Below are 18,481 nucleotides of genomic sequence, written 5' to 3'. Positions count from 1 at the left end.
AACCCGTTTCGGGCTGAATCAAAAGGACGGGAAGCTTTGGCAGGCTCATTTTCGTTAGGAGAAAAAACACCCAAGCCGTCGAAACTGGCCATAGCGTATTTGTTGATTTCCTGGGCACCACCACAAATAATCATGTCCTGCATTCCGTTTTGGATCAACAAAAATCCGAGACCTATTGCGTGAGATCCGCTTGCACAGGCTGCGCTGATGGTCATATTCACCCCGCGCAATCTGAAAATAGTAGATAAATTCATGGTCACGGTAGAGTTCATCGATTTGAAAATCGCTCCGGAACCTATTAATGCCGTATCTTTCTTTTCGCGTATGATATCTGTAGCTTCGATAATCGCCTTGGAAACACTGTCGTTTCCGTACAGAATACCCACTTCGTTCTCATCGAAATAGCTTTCTTCAATTTTAGCGTTTTTCAATGCCTCAATGGTAGCCATATAAGCATATTCGGTTTCTTCACCCACGCTGATACGCTGACGACGGCTCAACATACTTTTCAGATCCGGTTTTGGGACCATACCTGTTATGGCCGACTGAAAACCAAATTCCTTTCGTTCCTCATCATACACTATTCCGGACTTCCCTTCATAAAGCGATTGCCTCACTTCTTCTATTGAAGTTCCAATACAGGAATAAATCCCCATTCCGGTAATTACTACTCTTCTGCTCATTCTTTATTATTTCTACGAAGCCAAATATAGGCTAAAAACCTGTAAACAATTCATTTTCAGTTTATCCGAATAGTTACGAATAAATTCCTCCGTTAATATTAATAACCTCTCCGGTAATATAACCTGCTTTATCGGATGCCAGGAAGCCCACCAATTCGGCTACTTCTTCGGCTTCTCCAAAACGATTGGCCGGCACCATTTTAATCAGTTCTTTTTCATCGAGCTGGCTGGTCATGTCCGTGCGGATAAAGCCCGGTGCCACGGCATTCACCGTTATATTTCGTTTTGCCACCTCTTGTGCCAACGCTTTAGTGGCAGCAACCACAGCTCCTTTAGCAGCAGAATAATTCGTTTGCCCTGCCGTTCCTTTTACCCCCGACACGGAAACCATATTGACAATACGGCCATATTTATTGCGCAACATTTTTTGGATGAAGAAATTCGTCACGTTAAAGAAGCCATTCAGACTGGTGTTTATCACATTGTTCCAATCCTCGTGCGACATCCACATGAACAAACCGTCGCGTGTGATTCCGGCATTGTTTACAATGACTTCGACCACCGCATCCGGATTCGCTTCCTGCCAGGCAGTTAAGGCGTTTTTCACCTCATCCGCATCGGAAACATTGAATTTAATTATCTCACCGGTAGTACCTCTTTTAATCACTTCTTCCAAAGTTTTTTCGGCAGCTTCCTGATTATGCTGATAATTAATCAATATATGATACTTTTTAATTTCGGCTAATTTTTGGCAGATGGCACTTCCGATTCCACGGGAACCACCTGTGATTAGGGCACATTTCATAGTTATTTATTTTTGAAATAATTCGGCGTTTTCATACCATTGTCCGCCTAAAACACTTCCGTCTGTTTTGATGAATCCCCATTGCTTTCCGGATTTAACCCTGGCAATACCATTTAGAAATCCTTTTTCTCTGTTTCTGAACAAACTCGCAAAACCTCCAGCTGTTATCTGATATTTTGATTCGATAACCTTTTTCCCGTTAACATCTATAAAACCCCATTCTTTCTCTTTTACGGGAGCCAATCCATCAGTACTGAAAATCTCTGCATCGTCATACATTGGCTTAACCACATATTCTCCCTTCATATTGATGTAACCCCATTTTTTACCTTCGCAGATTGGCGCTAAATTTTTTACAAAAGCTCTTGCCTTGTCAAATTTAGGTTCTACAATCCAATTTCCTTTTAAGTCAACAAACCCAATCTTACCATTTTTTCGAGCATAAGTAACATACTGAAAATCAAAATCCCAAATCTTATCTACCCCTTCAAGAACCGTAAATTTATTCGCGGTAACCAAACCAAACTGTTTACCTTTACCAGCCCAGGTTGAATTTTTAAAGAAATTGCCTATTTCATCGTATTCAGCATTAACAACTACCTTTCCGGCTTTGTCGATAATCCCCCATTTATCATTGTTTTTTACTCGGGCAAAACCATCTTCGAAAGGCTTAATAATCTGATATGTTGGCTGAAGAACTACCTCTCCTTTAGTATTTATCAATCCGATTTTATCTCCCTGCTTAATGAAGGCTACACCTTCTTCGAAATCGAATACTTTTTCCGAAGCCGGCATAGTAAGGGTTTCCCCTTTTTTATTGATATAGAACCACTGATCGTCTTTTTTCACTACACAAATTCCGCTGTTAAAGTATTTGGCATCCGAAAAAGAAGGCTTAATCACCCATTCGCCCTTCAGATTAATAAAACCCCACAAACCGTTTTCTTCGGCAGCTGCCAAACCTTCGGAGAAATTTTTGGCCACTTTGAATTTGGGCTGAATAACAAATTCCCCTGTTTTGGAAATGTACCCGAACTTGCCTTGCTGTCTTACCAACGCCAATTCTTGAGCCGCAACAAACTGAAAGGACAATAAAAGTAAAAAAAGTAGTTTTTTCGTCATAGTTAATTGGTTTTAAATGCCGATTTATTCTGCCATCAAATAATCCTTCACTTGTTGTACAAATGGATACATTACCTGATCTTCTTTGAATTCCTGAATGATATTTCGCACTTCATCATACATTTTTCTCGTTACCGAAGAAACCTGATCCTTATATCCTAAAGCATCTATTGCCTGAACAATCGTTATTAATTCGATAGCCAAAACCTCGAACGCATTTTCAATTACTTTTCCGGTAATTACCGCTGCATTGGTTCCCATACTTACAATATCCTGATTGTCATTGTTGTTCGGAATACTGTGCACATACATGGAATTGGACAACATCTGACTTTCCGCCGTGGTTGACGTTGCCGTAAACTGAACACCCTGCATCCCGAAATTGAATCCTAACGTTCCCAAATTCACAAACGGAGGAAGAATTTCATTCAATTTGGAATTCAGCAAATAATTTAACTGACGCTCTGCCAACATAGTCAGTTTAGCAACAACCAGTTTCAGTTTGTCCATTTCCAATGAGATATAATCCCCATGGAAATTCCCTCCATGATAAACGTGTTGGTTCTTCACATCTACGATCGGGTTATCATTAGCAGAATTGATTTCGTTTTCCATTACATCAGCCACCGCATTTATAGTGTCTAAAACCGGACCTAAAATCTGTGGTACACATCGCAACGAGTAATATTCCTGTACCTTTTCCTTGAACACTTCTTCCGTATTTTCTCCCGTGTACAGGTGATCTTCCCTTTTTCTTACCAAAGTACTGTCGGCAAGGTTATCGCGCATTCTTTTGGCAATTTCCTGCTGACCGAAGTGGCGTTTGGTATTATTTAATTCAGCCGACAAGTGGTCGTCGTAAGCCTGAACGATTTCATTGATAGCGCAAGAACATTTTATGGCCCAATCCAAAACCTTTTCCGCATTATGTACGTTCACGATTCCGATTCCTGTCATTACGGATGTTCCGTTCATCAAAGCCAGTCCTTCGCGGATTTCCACATTGATCGGCTTAAGGTTTTCCAGTTCGAAAACTTCTTTGGTCGCTCTGCGTTCTCCTTTATAAAAAACTTCTCCTTCGCCAATCAGCGTTAAAGCGAGATGAGCCAACTGAACCAAATCACCACTGGCTCCTACTCCGCCATGTTCAAAAATAAGCGGCGTAATATCCCTGTTGATAAATTCTTTCATTAAGTGGATTACCGAGGGATGCACACCGGAATTTCCCAACGAAAGTGTGTTCAACCTAGCCAAAATTGCCGATTTTACACAAATTGGGCTCAAAGGTTTTCCGGTTCCCGAAGAATGGCTTCGGATTAAATTATATTGTAATTGTAATCTGTCTTCATCCTTAATTCGGTATTGTGCCATTGGCCCGAAACCGGTATTCACACCATAAATCACTTTATTTCCTGAAAATTCCTTTAAAAAATTAAAACTGGCTTCTACGCGGTGTACCACTGCATCGCTAACATCAACTTTATTGTTTTCAAACACGATCCCAGCGAATTCTTTCAGGCTTAAATATTCGTTTATAGTACTCATTTAAGGTTATTTTTTTGCTTAAATATATAAGCAATTTTATTTAATAATTGAATTTATGTATTTACTTTTGAACACTTGCAAAGGTAACATATTCTTAAAAAGAAAAAAGAAAAAATATGAAACAGGAATTCGTAGATGTACTCGTTATTGGAGCCGGCCCTTCAGGCTGTGTTTCAGCATCTTATTTACACAATAACGGGACAAAAGTCAAGATTGTCGAAAAGACAAAATTTCCACGACTGGTAGTAGGAGAAAGCCTTATCCCAAGAGTAATGGATCACTTTGATGAGGCAGGTTTATTTCCTGCGCTGGATGCCATGAATTTCGAGAAAAAACTGGGAGCGCGTTTCATCCGTGGGGAAGAAATCTGCGTTTTTGACTTCAGCGACAAATTCTCTGAAGGTTGGGACTGGACCTGGCAGGTACCCAGAGCTGATTTCGACAACACTTTGGCTCAAGAAGTAATCCGAAAAGGAATCGATCTGGAGTTTGAAAGCGAAGTACTGGATGTAAAATTCAACGGAAGCGATTCTGTGACCACTGTTAAAGACAAAGATGGCACTATCAAGGAAATTCACGCAAAATTCATCATTGATTCCAGCGGATATGGCCGTGTATTGCCGCGTTTACTGGATTTGGATACGCCTTCCAAATTAGATCCGCATTCTTCTATATTTGTCCATGTAAAAGATACTAACCGTCCGGAAGGCGTTGAAGGCACGCAGATTTCTTTTGACATCCTTGAAACAGAGGTATGGTTATGGGTAATTCCTTTCTCAAACGGAAATACCAGTTTAGGAGTGGTTGGCCCTACTGAATTCATCAATTCACTTTCGGAAAACAAAGACAATGCAGAAGCCCTTAAAAATGCAATCCAACTATCCGATTATTACATCAAACGTTTTGGCGATGTGGAATTTTTGTTTGAGCCGGTAAAATTGGAAAATTATTCCCGTTCGGTAAAGAAAATGTATGGTGACGGATTTGCTTTGACCGGAAACAGCTCGGAGTTTTTGGACCCTGTTTTCTCTTCCGGAGTAGCTTTTGCCACGGAATCCGGAATGTTATCCGCCAAATTAGTTCACCGTCAGCTTAAAGGTGAAAAAATCGATTGGGAAACTGAATTCACAGAATACATGAAAAGCGGGATCGGTGTTTTCACTACCTATGTAAAAGAATGGTATACCGGAAACCTGCAGACTTTATTTTTCCACCAACCTGAAAATCCGGATGTTAAGAAAAAAATATGTGCGGTTTTAGCCGGTTATGTCTGGGATCAGGAAAACCCATTTGTAAAGAAACACGACAGCGTAATCAAAAACATGGCTTACCTTTTAAATCTTGAAAAAGAGTAAAAATAAAAAACCCGGAAGAATCCGGGTTTTTTTATTTATTAAAGAAGCAATCCTATTATACGCCTTTCTTTTTTATTAACATCTTGGCCAATGACTTCCCTGTTTTGGCATACCCTTCACCAATTCTGTCTTCGTTGCTGAAAGAACCACCGAAGACATCTCCAGGAGCTTCATCACTTTTAATTTCCAACACTACATTGTTAGGGTTAGCTGTTTCAACAAATCTTAAAACAGTGGAAACTTTAGCCCCATGCTTCGCCATAACCACATTGTATCCCGGATAGATCCAAACCGCATCAACAATTAAAGTATATTTTGCGCTCTTTAAATCTTCCTGGAAAGTCACGTTTTTTTTCTCTTTTGTAAGAACAACGTTTACCAATTCCAAAAATTTTGTTTCAAATAACAAATCTCGACTGGCATACCATTTCTTTTTCCAGTTATCACCGGTTCCCGTGCCTTTTTTGTTTAAATCAGCAACTCTTTCAGAAACATACTGTTCATCCGTAAGGTTGTCTTTCATCAATTTCAAATTGTTGTAAGTAAACTCTACATTGATTTCTTTTTGATCTTTTAAGAAACTAAAATCACCTTTAGTCACATCCATATCCTGTGACATTGCAAAAGCCGAGACAAGCATAAACCCAGCAACCAATACTTTTTTCATAAATTGTAATTTAATATTTTAGTAAATATATAATATTTTATTCTCCTTTTAACCAACTATTCCTCCGGCATTACAAATTCAGCCCCACTTAATTTTTCAATCAGATATAAAACACTAATTAAGAAGAAGTTATCCTTTCTATGTGTTTATCTTACATCCTGAATTGATTTTGTCATTATAATAATTCATTTAAAATTCAAAAAACCGGAAGAATCCGGTTTTTTTATTGAAGAAAACTTATTTATTTACCTTCTTTAATTCTGATGCAAACTCTTTTGCCAATTTAGCATAGGCTTCTGAAATCCGATAACCCGAATTATAGTCGAAACCTCCTGCTCCGCTACCCAAAACCTTTGAATAACCAACAGACAACAATATATTATCCGGATTTCCAACCTCTGTAATTGTAATAATTGCATTCAATTTTGACGACTGTCTCACCACACCTACATTATATCCGGGATAAATCCAAAGGGTTTTTTTTTTTACAATATATTTTGCCGAAGTTAAATTTTTAGCTGCTTTGATCTCTCCATCAAATCTTTTGTTGAAAGACTCAACAAATTTAGGCTCATATCTTTCTTCCCTATCTGAAAACCAGGTTCTTTTAAACTCTTCATCAGTCCCTTTTTCTTCCCTTTTCTTCATTTTATCCTGCAAAAACTCCTCTTCAGTTTCGAACTTATCGACTTTCAGATTAGTATAATCAAATACCAAATTGAATTCTGTTATCCCTTTTAAATTTTTAAAGTCACCCGAAAGAATTCTTTTTGTTTGGGCCATAGTTACTACCGATACCAGCAGCAAGGCAATCATTGCTATTTTTTTCATAAGTTAAGTTTTCAAAATCTGGGCAAAAATATAATAATAGTTCGTATGTAGTTTTTTAATTAAAAAAAATCTTCCGAAATTTCATACGAAAGATTTATAAATTAAAAACCCCAGGGAATTAACCATCATGTGGACACATCTAAAATTAGCACACAGATCATATGGATTGAACTGATTTACACAAATTAAATCCAAAATGATTTTAAAACAGATAGTGATTTATATCAAATCTTTCGGTTTACGTCAAAAAATCTATTCCAATCCGTTTAACCTGTGTCATCCGTTGACTAATGCATTATGTATGACACTTGTTCCACACGGTAGGGGGCACAAAAAAGTGTAAAAAAAAATTTTTATATTGGATTTACTTTCCGTTAAACTCACTCATGGTATTTCCTAAACCGGTCAAGGTAAAGGACTTGACTGCTTCCGCCGACTTATCCAAACGCTCCGGCAGCTTCTCTTTTTCCTGATCATCCCATTCTCCCAATACATAGTCCACCTGCTTTCCTTTTTTGAATTCGTCGCTGATCCCGAAACGAAAACGGGGATAATCTGCTGAATTTAATGTCTGCTGGATGCTTTTCAAACCGTTATGGCCTCCGTCGCTGCCTTTGGGTTTTATTCGGATGGTTCCGAAGGGCAGGTTCAGATCGTCGGTGATAACTAATACGTTTTCTTTGGCGATTTTTTCTTTTTCCATCCAGTACTGAAGCGCTTTCCCACTCAAGTTCATGTAGGTATTCGGCTTTAGCAACAATAGCGTTCTGCCTTTGATTTTACATTCGGCCAGCGCACCCAACTTTACGGTTTCGAAAGAAACGCTTTCCTGTTTAGCCAGATGATCCACCACTTTAAATCCGATATTGTGTCGGGTGTTTACATATTCGGCGCCTATATTGCCTAAACCTACAATTAAAAACTTTTTACTCACTTCGTTTAAATTTTTTTGTGGCGTTCCCAGAATCTCCGATTTCATGGGATCGATAGTATCTGTAACGGGTTTTTCTTTTTTAAATAATTGTGTCAGCCACTTCATGGCGCAAAAGTACAACAATTTGAAAATTGGTTAATTTGAAAATTTGAAAATGTTTGCAAAAAGGCAATACCATTCTCCCATAGCCCCGATTGGAGTGGCACGAAGTAGAACGGAAAGCGGGAACAGGGATCCCCGAGAGTAGCCGGACCATTCGCTTCTGATAAAATAAATTAACCGCAGATTCGCAAATTAAAAAACATTAAAAATCTGCGAATCTGCGGTAAAATAACACTTCTAAAAAAACCAAAAAAAAAGTCCCGATAAAAACCGGGACTCTTTGATATTTCGAAAAATTGAAATTATTTTTTCTTTTTTCCTCCACCTTTTTCTGCTTTTGCAGCTTCTTGAGCAGCTTTCATAGCAGCACGTGAGATTCTCACCTGACACACTACAGTGTTGTCCGGGTGTAATAATCTGAAGTTGTTTGTAGGGATTTTAGTCACATACAATTTGTTACCCATTTCAAGAGGAGTAATGTCAGCCTCAACGAAGTCAGGTAAGTTAGCTGGTAAAGCTCTAACTTTAAGTTTACGTTGGTTAAGACGTAAAACACCTCCTAATAATACACCTGGAGAAGTTCCTGTAACTTTAACCGGTACTTCCATAGTGATTTCTTTGTCATCATGTAACTGATAGAAATCGATGTGTAAAATTTTGTCAGACACAGGGTGAACCTGAATGTCCTGAAGAATAGCGTTGAAAGTTTTTCCACCTTCCAATTCAACTACAACAGTGTGTACGTTTGGAGTGTAAACCAAGCTTTTGAATGCTTTTTCTTCTGCTGAAAAATGTACTGGCTGATCTCCTCCGTATATAACGCAAGGAACCATTCCAGCATTACGTACCGCTTTCGTTGAAGCCTTTCCTACGCTTTCTCTTTCTGATCCTTTAATCGTAATTGATTTCATTTGAACTATTTAAAAAATTAATAAAATACTACATTAAAAATTTGCTACTGATAGAGTTGTTGTTCTGTACCATGTGCATTACTTCTGCAAACAATGGCGCACAGCTTACCGCCTTTATCTTAGTGCTTTCTCGTTTCAACGGAATTGAATCAGTTACGATTAATTCCAGAATCTTCGAGTTTTCAATTCTTTCATATGCCTCACCGGATAAAATCGCATGCGTACAAATCGCTCTCACGCTTAACGCTCCTCTTTCCATCATCATATCGGCTGCTTTTGCCAACGTTCCCCCAGTATCGATCATATCGTCTACCAAAATTACGTTTCTGCCGCGAACATCTCCGATTAGTTCCATCGTATCGATTACGTTGGCTGCTTTTCTTTGCTTGTAACAGATTACTACATCTGATTCCAAGAATTTAGAATATGCATACGCTCTTTTTGAACCACCCATGTCTGGTGACGCAATGGTAAGATTCTCTAAATTTAAACTTTCCACGTATGGCAAGAAAATTGTCGATGCAAACAGGTGGTCTACCGGTTTTTCGAAGAATCCCTGAATCTGATCCGCATGCAAATCCATGGTCATGATTCTTGTAGCTCCTGCACTTTCCAATAATTTAGCAACCAATTTCGCCCCTATCGGAACTCTAGGTTTGTCTTTTCTGTCCTGACGCGCCCATCCGAAATATGGGATAACCGCTGTAATATGTCTTGCCGAAGCTCTTTTCGCTGCATCGATCATCAACAAAAGCTCCATCAAATTGTCGGCGCTTGGAAATGTCGAACAGATCAAAAACACTCGCAATCCGCGGATTGACTCTTCAAATGACGGCTGAAACTCGCCATCACTATAGGTTGAAAAGGTTACCTTACCAAGTTCCGCACCATAGTGCTTTGCTATTTTTTCAGCAAGGTAAGTGCTTTGTGAACATGCAAATATCTTTGCTTCCGGTTCAATATGCGTCATCTTAATTCGTTGTTTTTATCCGATTCGTTTATACTGTGGTTCTGTTTACATCAAAAACCCAATATAAATGTCTAGGTTGTAGTTAGTTAGTGTTGTGTTGCTGTAACGCGGTGCAAATTTAGAAATTAAATTCAACTCTGAAAGCAATTTTTTCAGATATTTTTTCAAGTTATATTTGAATGTTTGAATAATTTTTATTTACATTTGCACCCAGATTGAAACAATCAATTGCCGGGACGCCTTTAAAAGCCTCTCAGTCCGAAGCCCGGATGGCGGAATTGGTAGACGCGCACGACTCAAACTCGTGTACTTAGGTGTGTGGGTTCGATTCCCACTCCGGGTACTAAACCTCTCAACAATGAGAGGTTTTTTTATTTTCATCCCTTACATTATTACGTAAGCTTTTTCGGCACCGTAATCTTTTCTGCTGCGGTACCTACTTCAAAAACAAACAATTCATTAAAAAAACAACCACTGCCAAACGATGCAGACCTTTTCATTGAAGGGGAGATTTATGTTCGTACAAATCAGGCTTCAACAAAATTTTTTACTTCGTTTCGAATTGCCTATTTTTGACACATCAAAAAATGTAGCATGAGTACAACAACAAGACACAACTGGACGAAGGAAGAAATTATTGCCATATACAACAAACCTTTAATGGATTTGCTTTTCGAAGCAGCTTCAATCCACAGGGTAAATCACGACCCAAATGTGGTTCAGGTTTCCACTTTATTATCTATCAAAACGGGTGGTTGCCCGGAAGATTGTGGATATTGCCCACAGGCAGCCCGTTATCATACCAATGTTGAAGGCAACGACCTAATGTCGGTTTCACAAGTAAAAGCACAGGCTTTAAGAGCAAAATCAGGAGGGTCTTCCCGCGTTTGTATGGGTGCTGCCTGGAGAAATGTGAAAGACGGACCGGAGTTTGACCAGGTATTGGAAATGGTGCGTACCATCAACAAACTGGACATGGAAGTGTGTTGTACTTTGGGAATGTTGACCGAAAATCAGGCACAACGTTTGGCAGAAGCCGGCTTGTATGCTTACAATCACAATTTAGACACATCGGAAGAATATTATAAAGAAGTTATTTCAACCCGCGGATTTGAAGACCGTTTGCAAACCATCGAAAACGTTCGTAAAACAAACGTTACGGTATGTAGCGGCGGAATCATCGGAATGGGGGAAAGCATCGAAGACCGTGCAGGAATGCTGGTAGCTTTGTCTACATTAAACCCGCAACCGGAATCCGTGCCGATCAACGCATTGGTGGCCGTTGAAGGAACACCGATGGAAGACGAAAAACCGGTTGAAATCTGGGAAATGATCCGTATGGTCGCTACTACGCGTATCGTTATGCCTGAAACTCAGGTTCGTCTTTCTGCAGGAAGAACGCAAATGTCCAGAGAAGGACAGGCGATGTGTTTCTTTGCTGGTGCGAATTCTATTTTTGCCGGAGACAAACTGTTAACGACTCCAAACCCAGATGTAAACGAAGACATGAAAATGTTTGAAATGTTAGGATTACAACCACAGAAACCGTTCATTAAACTGATGCAGCCGGAAACTGTGGAAGCGGAAGATTCTAAATTCCAGGCGTTGGGCGAAAAGCCAAAATGGTCTCGTCCGGAACACAAAATCGAAAGAAACCTGGAAGCGCAAGCAAAAGGAAAAGAAATGCAGGAATAAGCCAGGCATTCCCTAAAATATATTTTATCTAAACACAAAGGTTTTTTCTTAAATTAGCTTCCAGCCACCGCTGGGAGCTTTTTTTTTATAAACCCATTTAAATGCCGAACATGAAGTTACAGTTAACCGAAATTGATCGTGTAAAAACCATTTCCAAAGAAGATTTTTACAACCATTATGTTAAAAAACAAAAGCCTCTTGTTATTGAGCAATTAACCACGGATTGGCCTGCCTACGAAAAATGGAACCTTGACTACATCAAATCAGTTGCGGGAGAAAAAATAATTCCGCTGTATGATGACCGGCCGGTTTCACATAAAGAAGGCTTCAACCAGGCACATGCCAAAATGAGAATGAGCGATTACATCGATTTATTGCAATCGAAACCGACCAATTACCGCATTTTTGCCTACAACATAATGAAAGAGATTCCATCGCTACAAAAAGATTTCCAATGGCCTGATACCGATTTAAAGATAATCAAACAATTGCCAATGCTTTTCTTCGGCGGGGAAAACTCCAAAGTATTCATGCATTATGATATCGATTATCCCAACATACTGCATTTTCACTTCCATGGAGAAAAACAGTGTATCCTCTTTGAACCCAATCAAACGAAATACCTGTACAAAGTTCCACATGCCTTGATTTCGAGGGAAGACATTGATTTTGACAATCCTGATTTCGAAAAATGGCCGGCACTACAACATGCTCAAGGACTTATATGCAACCTGAAACACGGCGAAATGCTTTATATGCCGGAAGGATATTGGCATTACATGAAATACATCACCCCAGGTTTTTCGATGAGTTTAAGGGCGCTACCAAGAAGTTTCAGCAATTTTTCCAAGGCTATTTACAATATTTTTGTAATGCGGAATTTCGATAACCTGATGCGTCGTTACAAAGGTCAGCAATGGATCGATCATAAAAACGAAAAGGCCATAGTCAACACCCACAAAAAACTAAACATCATGTAATAAAAATCCCGACGGCAAAACCATCGGGATTTCTCTACTAACCAAAATTTATTAATAAAGGAATTACTAATACAAAACTTTTTTAGTAGTGGTTTGTCCATTATCCAATACCACCTTAACCAAAAGAACTTCTTTTGTTTCTCTCACATTCGACAAAGAAACCGAGGTACGGTCTACCCCTCTTTTCTCCACAACCAGTCTTCCTAAAACGTCATAAACAAAAACGTCCTTAATCCTCTCTGACGAAGAGGTAATCGCAATGCCTCCATCGACAAAAACGGCAACCGAATTCGTGTTGGTTTCAAAATCGCCGTTACCCAATATAGCGTTCGTAAAACGCAACACGAACCGATTGTTAAACTCCCCTGCTGCTGTAGAAAAAACATAATCCGAAGTTTTCAGATTATGAACAACATGCAACAACCTATCTTCCACATAAATATTCTGGCTCTCCAAAACCCCTTCAGTATCAGCAATTGAAACAGAATACGTTTTATCAATCTCGGACCTAAAGCCCAAAGCAATAACATCATTTACATCAAAAGGGCCTCTTCCTTGAATTTTATATTCTTCACCATCAATAACGGAATAAAAAACAGCCGAAGTATTTGTCTTGGTGTATTGACCATCATAACCATAATCAACCCCGGAAGTAGCCTCCGGAAAAAATCCGATTAACTGCTGACTGAAAACGTTATCCTCTGCGATCAGATTCAGCCAAATTCGGTCTCTTTCCGTTTGAGGTTCTTCTGTTGAACGGTAAAAATTGGAATTAGAGTATCCCAAATTCCTCATGCCGTTATTGAAAACCACATTCCCGTTAACCGATGCATCCACCTGAAAACCCTGCCCTGAAGCGATCAAACCATTAGGCTGTGACGTATTACCTGTCCCTGTTGCCGAAGTAGCCGTTCCTCCAGACAAATTGTAATAAGCGAAATCATTCGGACTGTAATTTGATCCATTATAATTTCCAACGTGTGTCCAAAAATAAAGTGTCCCCGAAATCACCCCTGCATTGGCAGCGATGAAATCATTGGCGTTAATAGCGGAAGGATAGGGGTTTCCGATCAGATTAAAATCGTCATTATTCTTCACATTGTCCAGACTTAAATTAACAGGAATAGTAATAATTCCATTATTGACTTTTCCATTAAACAGAACATTGTCCTGACGCGGAAAAACACCTGTGGTACTCGCCATCGCCGCATATCCTTTACCGGCAATCATCACTTCACTTTGCGGAGTGAACACCCATGCATCTCCGTTATCGTCATAAGAATCGTTGTTGTCATCCCTATAATTGGCGGCATTCAATTTAAAAATATTGGTTTGCTGCCAGGATGACAAAGCACCCCCGATTGTCAAATTATGGACAGGTGACGACCAGAACGTATAATCATAATTATCAAAAAACGAAGATGTTTTACGAACAATAGACGTCCCGTTATTGGTAACAACTCCCGAATTGTTTACCATAACTAGAGAACCGGAATTATCCACATCCAAAATTCCTCCTGCATTAACAGTCAAATCATTGATGATATTTACATAGGAATTGTTACCTATTTTTAATAGTGACCCATTGGCAATCGCCAAACTGCAACAGGTAAAACTACCATTTATCAGTGTATCATAATTACCATTTAATGTAACCGCTGTATTTTTACTCGGTGCTCCGTTAGACCACGAAGTCCCGTTCCAATTTGAAGTTACAGCACCACAAGCCACTGCAAGTTCGGTGTAAGTTTTAGAACAAATTGTAAGTGTGTAGGAAGAAACGGTTCCCACATCGGCCGCACCTAAATCACGGATTCCGACCAACCAATTGCCCTGTGGATTTGTTCCGTTGTAAACCGACAATGCCTGGGACGGAAGATAAGTTCCATTAATCGGTGATGCACAAACCATGGCAACCCCCTGATCATCAAAAAGCACGTTCATGTTATCGTTGTTTGTACAGCTTCTGTTGAAAACGTTAATCTGATTGGTTCCGTTGGGATCAACCAAAGCGATTTGCAGATCCGACACATACGAATGATTCAGCACTACTCTCAAATTCACATCCGTAACAGACAAATTTGTTGGAACATTAATTGACTTTACGGTATACGCGGTATTGTTATCCGGAATCGTAAAACTTGTATTATAAGTGTAATCGGTACATGTTGTAGTAATCGAATATCCTATTGCGAATGGCATCGTATTAATCGCGTAATAGTCATTCCCTGTCGGTTCAATCAGCAATCGGCAATTCGTGGAAAGAATATCGGGAACAGTAATCGTTTGTGTTCCGTCGTTTGGCGTATTGGCCAGCAATGTGATTGGAAATGTCACTCCCCCATCGGTGGAAAGTAAAATATTCACATTGGCAGATCCCGTCAAAGCAGTAGTGTTGTTTACAGACCAGCTTATGCTTTGCGTACTGCCAATAGCCCAACTAATCCCGGATGTATTTTGTGACGTGACCGAAAAAGGCCCATAGGCATTATCAAAAAAGACAGTCATGTTATCACTTTCATTGCATGCGCCTCCGGATCTGTTATCCCTTACCGTAAAACGGAAATTAAGCGTTCGGTCGACACCGGGAACAATTTCCCACATATTACCTCCCACACCGTTCGCCACGTGATCCGCAAGTCTTGGAAACCTTCGCATCGGACTGGCCGTTGGACTGAACGAACGGAAATTAGGCCCTGTCACTTTTGTGGTATTCGGATACGTTGTAGTCGCATCGCCAATATCCATCTGCTCCCAACAATACGTCAATGAAGCCAATCCATTAGCATCGGTGCCACTTCCCATCAACTTGAAGGCAGTTCCTATTGGCAGAGTTTTATCTGCGCCTGCATTAGCCGTAGGCACAGCATTTCCAGTGACAAGAAGCGTCGGACAGCCTTTTCCTTTGACATTATTGGTAACCTGCTGTATACTGATGGCGTGAAAATAAGCATCACTGTGTTGCTGAACATCTGTGGCTCCTGTAATTCCCGCATACCCCATGATAGTGCTTCCGCTGCCGGGTTCCAATTGCGCTACGGCAACCTGTGTTGCATGTGTAAATGTGTGATTCGCTCCAAACTGATGCCCTAATTCGTGGGCCACATAATCAATATCGAAATTATCGCCTTGCGGAATTCCGTCTGCCGGAGAAGTATAACCGCTTCCTTTTTGACCGTTTACACAAACACAACCGATACAACCTGCATTTCCTCCCCCTCCGGTAGCCCCGAAGAGATGGCCAACATCATAATTAGCTTCCCCTATCACTGATGTTAAAGTCGATTGCAATTCGCCATTCCAGGCGCCTCCGGCTCCTGTTGCAGCGTCGGAATACGGATCCGTTGCCGCATTCGTATACACTACGTTTGCATTTGTTCCTATTAAGATCAGCCGCACGTTGAAATCATTTTCAAAAACACCATTGACACGGGTTACCGTTGCATTAATGGCTGCCATTGCTCCGGCGACTGTTCCGCCGTGAAAAGCAGTATATTCTCCTGTACACGACATGGCAAGTCGAAACCTTCGCAATTGGGCATCGTCGGCATTATTCAATACACTCTTATTGTTGCTGTTTTCAAACAACATTGCTTCATCTGTAGAACAGGCAAAAGGCGAATTGTTTTTAGGATTGTTTTTTCTGTTGAAAACAATATAGGTTTGTGCATTTCTTTCTAAAGGATCGATTATGATGGTTCCTCTGTCTGCTGTTTTGATGAGTCCGCTGAATCCTTTTTCATTGGAAACACTAAATCGGATAATGGTGCCGGGATTTTCCACGCTGACACCAGCAAATGAACGTGTTGTTGGAAACTGTTCCTGAAGATCAGGCGCCATTACCGATGCTTCATGAACACGAAAACGCTCCAGATCGCCTTCATCATTCGGAAATAAAACCAACACTTCGTTACCGGGAATTTTATTTTCCGTTACCTTACGTAATGCGGCTTGAAATTCAGGGAGGTTTAAATTGAAAAGTTTATATGCGTTGGGCAAATCTGCTTTGGCAAGTAATTCATTATTATGGAAAGCAGGTTGCTGAATGGCTTTCCAAAGCGATTCCTCTTGAGCAAACAGGGAAAACGCTGTTAACTGCACTAATGCAATCAGCAGATTTTTTCTCATTTTTGGGAAATGTTAGTTTTTTGGTTAGGGTGACGCAATACTATGACTTTTATAACAAATTACCAAAAAATATATCAAAAAATAACATTTTGTATTTAAAAACAAAAAAGCATCAGAAATCTAATACTGATGCTTTTTTAAGATATTTAATTCTACTATTGCCTAGTAAATCACTTTTTTGGAAACTGTTGAACCGTTTTCAAGAACCACCTTAACTATTAAAGCGGCCTGGGCAGGCTTCACGTTATTTATTTTAAGTGAAGTACTGTCACCGTTCTTCACTTCTCCAATCAAACGTCCTAACATGTCGTAAACCGTAACTTCTTTTATTTTTTCTGAAGAGGAAGTGATATTAATTCCGTCATTGGTGTAAACCACAACTGAATTTCCAACAGTGTCAAAATCGGTAGTACCAAGTGTCGTGTTGGTGAAACGTAACACAAAGCGGTTGTTAAACTCACCGGCTGGTGTAGAGAAGATATAGTTTGACGCTTTCAGATCATGAATAACATTCAGCTGTAAATCTTCGATGTAAACATTCTGGTCGCGAAGTACCCCTTGTATGTCATCGATTGAAATCGAATACGTTTTCTCATAAGCTGAACGGAATCCCAACGGAACTCTGTCGTTTACATCAAAAGAACTTCTTCCCTGAATTTTATAAGGTTTATCCTCAATCATGGAATAGAAAGCGGCATAAGTTGGGGTTTGGGTATAATAACCGTCATACCCTCTATCTATACCCATGGTCGCATTCGGGAAGAACCCAATCAACTGCTGGCTAAAAATACCTTCTGAATTGGTTAAATTCAGCCATAGTCGGTCTTTTTCAACCTGACCCGAAGTTGTTCTATAGAAATTCGTATTAGTATACATTATACCTCTCATGCTGTTATTAAAAGTCACCGAAGTAGCCGCATTCGCATCTACCTGGAACCCCTGCCCTGACGCAATGAATCCGTTAGGGATATTACTGTTTCCGTTCCCGGAAAGTTGACCGGCTCTGGTACCTCCGACTAAATTATAATAAGCAAAGTCAGCCGGGCTAAAATTATAGGCTTGCGGACCTGGATTGATGGCCGCTACCTGAATATCACCTTCGTGTGTCCAGAAATATAATGTTCCCGAAATATCCAGATTGGCTGTAATGAACGCATCGGCACTGATGGCGGAAGGATATGGATTCCCTACCAGGTTAAAATCGTCATTTGCCTTGGTATTGTCAAGACTCAACGCTATAGGTTGGGTAATCACACCGTTATTTACCGCTCCGCTATACACTGAAGCCTGTTGTGCCGGGAAAGTCTGGGCGATTTTACCCATTGCTGCATACCCTCTTCCCGGAGACATTATTTCTGCTTGTGGTGTGAAAACCCAGGCATCCTGGTTATCATCATGCGAATCGACATTATCATCCCTGAAGTTAGCGGTGCTTAATTTAAAAATGTAATTGGTCTGCCACTGACTGAACACGCTTATCGGTGCACTTACAATCGGCGAAGACCAGAAAGTATAATCATAAAGATCAAACAACGTACTCATTTTACGAACGTTCGTTGTTCCGTTGTTGGTAACTACACCTGTATCACTGATCATTACTAAAGAACCTTGGTTTTGAACTTCAAGAGTTCCATTAACCGTTAAATCATTCTGGATAACAACATAATCGGTATCTTTAATATCAAGGGTAAAAGTGTTGTTAATGGTCAAACTGCAACATTCGAAATCACCGTTTAGCGCAGTATCATAATTT

Annotated in this window: 14 protein-coding genes and 1 tRNA gene; 4 read left to right on the top strand and 11 right to left on the bottom strand. The window is 40.0% G+C overall.

All coding sequences use genetic code 11. The features are described 5' to 3' along the window. From VLB74_RS05140 to flxA, 4 genes are all read right to left on the bottom strand, one after another. Nucleotides 1–683 (bottom strand): beta-ketoacyl-[acyl-carrier-protein] synthase family protein (locus VLB74_RS05140; RefSeq protein ID WP_325202387.1); only part of this gene is annotated, 683 nt, incomplete at its 3' end. Nucleotides 684–756: 73 nt separating this feature from the next. Next, nucleotides 757–1,488, bottom strand: a complete 732-nt coding sequence (gene flxB / locus VLB74_RS05135) for a flexirubin biosynthesis SDR family reductase FlxB (RefSeq protein WP_325202386.1) — start codon at nucleotides 1,486–1,488, stop codon at nucleotides 757–759. Between the two features lie 6 nt (nucleotides 1,489–1,494). Further along, nucleotides 1,495–2,610: a WG repeat-containing protein gene (locus VLB74_RS05130; RefSeq protein WP_325202385.1), complete on the bottom strand. Its 1,116-nt coding sequence runs from the start codon at nucleotides 2,608–2,610 to the stop codon at nucleotides 1,495–1,497. 24 nt (nucleotides 2,611–2,634) lie between these two features. Continuing rightward, nucleotides 2,635–4,155 carry a flexirubin biosynthesis tyrosine ammonia-lyase FlxA gene (flxA, locus tag VLB74_RS05125; RefSeq protein WP_325202384.1) on the bottom strand — a complete coding sequence of 507 codons (1,521 nt, stop codon included), beginning with the start codon at nucleotides 4,153–4,155 and terminating at the stop codon, nucleotides 2,635–2,637. A 116-nt stretch (nucleotides 4,156–4,271) separates the two neighbouring features. On the opposite strand from flxA, the gene VLB74_RS05120 reads away from it, so the two are divergent. Beyond that, nucleotides 4,272–5,510 (top strand): NAD(P)/FAD-dependent oxidoreductase, encoded by a 1,239-nt coding sequence (locus VLB74_RS05120; protein ID WP_325202383.1) that lies wholly within the window; start codon nucleotides 4,272–4,274, stop codon nucleotides 5,508–5,510. Between the two features lie 55 nt (nucleotides 5,511–5,565). On the opposite strand, the gene VLB74_RS05115 is transcribed toward VLB74_RS05120, so the two are convergent. The 5 genes from VLB74_RS05115 to VLB74_RS05095 all read right to left on the bottom strand — a co-directional run bounded on the left by VLB74_RS05115 (nucleotide 5,566) and on the right by VLB74_RS05095 (nucleotide 9,925). Then, nucleotides 5,566–6,177 (bottom strand): hypothetical protein, encoded by a 612-nt coding sequence (locus VLB74_RS05115; protein ID WP_325202382.1) that lies wholly within the window; start codon nucleotides 6,175–6,177, stop codon nucleotides 5,566–5,568. A gap of 237 nt (nucleotides 6,178–6,414) precedes the next feature. Then, nucleotides 6,415–7,008, bottom strand: coding sequence for a hypothetical protein (locus VLB74_RS05110; RefSeq protein ID WP_325202381.1), 594 nt, complete (start codon nucleotides 7,006–7,008; stop codon nucleotides 6,415–6,417). A 364-nt stretch (nucleotides 7,009–7,372) separates the two neighbouring features. Then, nucleotides 7,373–7,987, bottom strand: a complete 615-nt coding sequence (gene pth / locus VLB74_RS05105) for an aminoacyl-tRNA hydrolase (protein ID WP_325202388.1) — start codon at nucleotides 7,985–7,987, stop codon at nucleotides 7,373–7,375. A 359-nt stretch (nucleotides 7,988–8,346) separates the two neighbouring features. Continuing rightward, nucleotides 8,347–8,955 (bottom strand): 50S ribosomal protein L25/general stress protein Ctc, encoded by a 609-nt coding sequence (locus VLB74_RS05100; protein WP_325202380.1) that lies wholly within the window; start codon nucleotides 8,953–8,955, stop codon nucleotides 8,347–8,349. 28 nt (nucleotides 8,956–8,983) lie between these two features. Further along, nucleotides 8,984–9,925 (bottom strand): ribose-phosphate pyrophosphokinase, encoded by a 942-nt coding sequence (locus VLB74_RS05095; RefSeq protein WP_325202379.1) that lies wholly within the window; start codon nucleotides 9,923–9,925, stop codon nucleotides 8,984–8,986. A gap of 263 nt (nucleotides 9,926–10,188) precedes the next feature. Here VLB74_RS05095 and VLB74_RS05090 point away from each other — a divergent pair. The 3 genes from VLB74_RS05090 (at nucleotide 10,189) to VLB74_RS05080 (ending at nucleotide 12,600) form a co-directional block, all read left to right on the top strand. Next, nucleotides 10,189–10,268 (top strand) — tRNA-Leu (locus tag VLB74_RS05090). A gap of 251 nt (nucleotides 10,269–10,519) precedes the next feature. Further along, the gene (gene bioB / locus VLB74_RS05085) at nucleotides 10,520–11,620 is read left to right on the top strand and encodes a biotin synthase BioB (protein ID WP_325202378.1); all 1,101 of its coding nucleotides are present in this window, start codon (nucleotides 10,520–10,522) and stop codon (nucleotides 11,618–11,620) included. Nucleotides 11,621–11,730: 110 nt separating this feature from the next. Beyond that, nucleotides 11,731–12,600: a cupin-like domain-containing protein gene (locus VLB74_RS05080; RefSeq protein ID WP_325202377.1), complete on the top strand. Its 870-nt coding sequence runs from the start codon at nucleotides 11,731–11,733 to the stop codon at nucleotides 12,598–12,600. A gap of 66 nt (nucleotides 12,601–12,666) precedes the next feature. Here VLB74_RS05080 and VLB74_RS05075 read toward each other — a convergent pair whose 3' ends face one another. Beyond that, nucleotides 12,667–16,728 carry a reprolysin-like metallopeptidase gene (locus tag VLB74_RS05075; RefSeq protein WP_325202376.1) on the bottom strand — a complete coding sequence of 1,354 codons (4,062 nt, stop codon included), beginning with the start codon at nucleotides 16,726–16,728 and terminating at the stop codon, nucleotides 12,667–12,669. A gap of 162 nt (nucleotides 16,729–16,890) precedes the next feature. Next, nucleotides 16,891–18,481, bottom strand: a 1,591-nt coding sequence (locus tag VLB74_RS05070; protein ID WP_325202375.1) for a T9SS sorting signal type C domain-containing protein, incomplete at its 5' end; no start/stop codon positions are given.

The organism is Flavobacterium sp. (assembly GCF_035456225.1).
In the GTDB taxonomy this organism is placed as follows: Bacteria; Bacteroidota; Bacteroidia; order Flavobacteriales; family Flavobacteriaceae; genus Flavobacterium.
The sequence above is the reverse complement of the archived record's forward strand: the minus strand, read 5'-3'. Positions and strand labels throughout refer to the sequence as shown.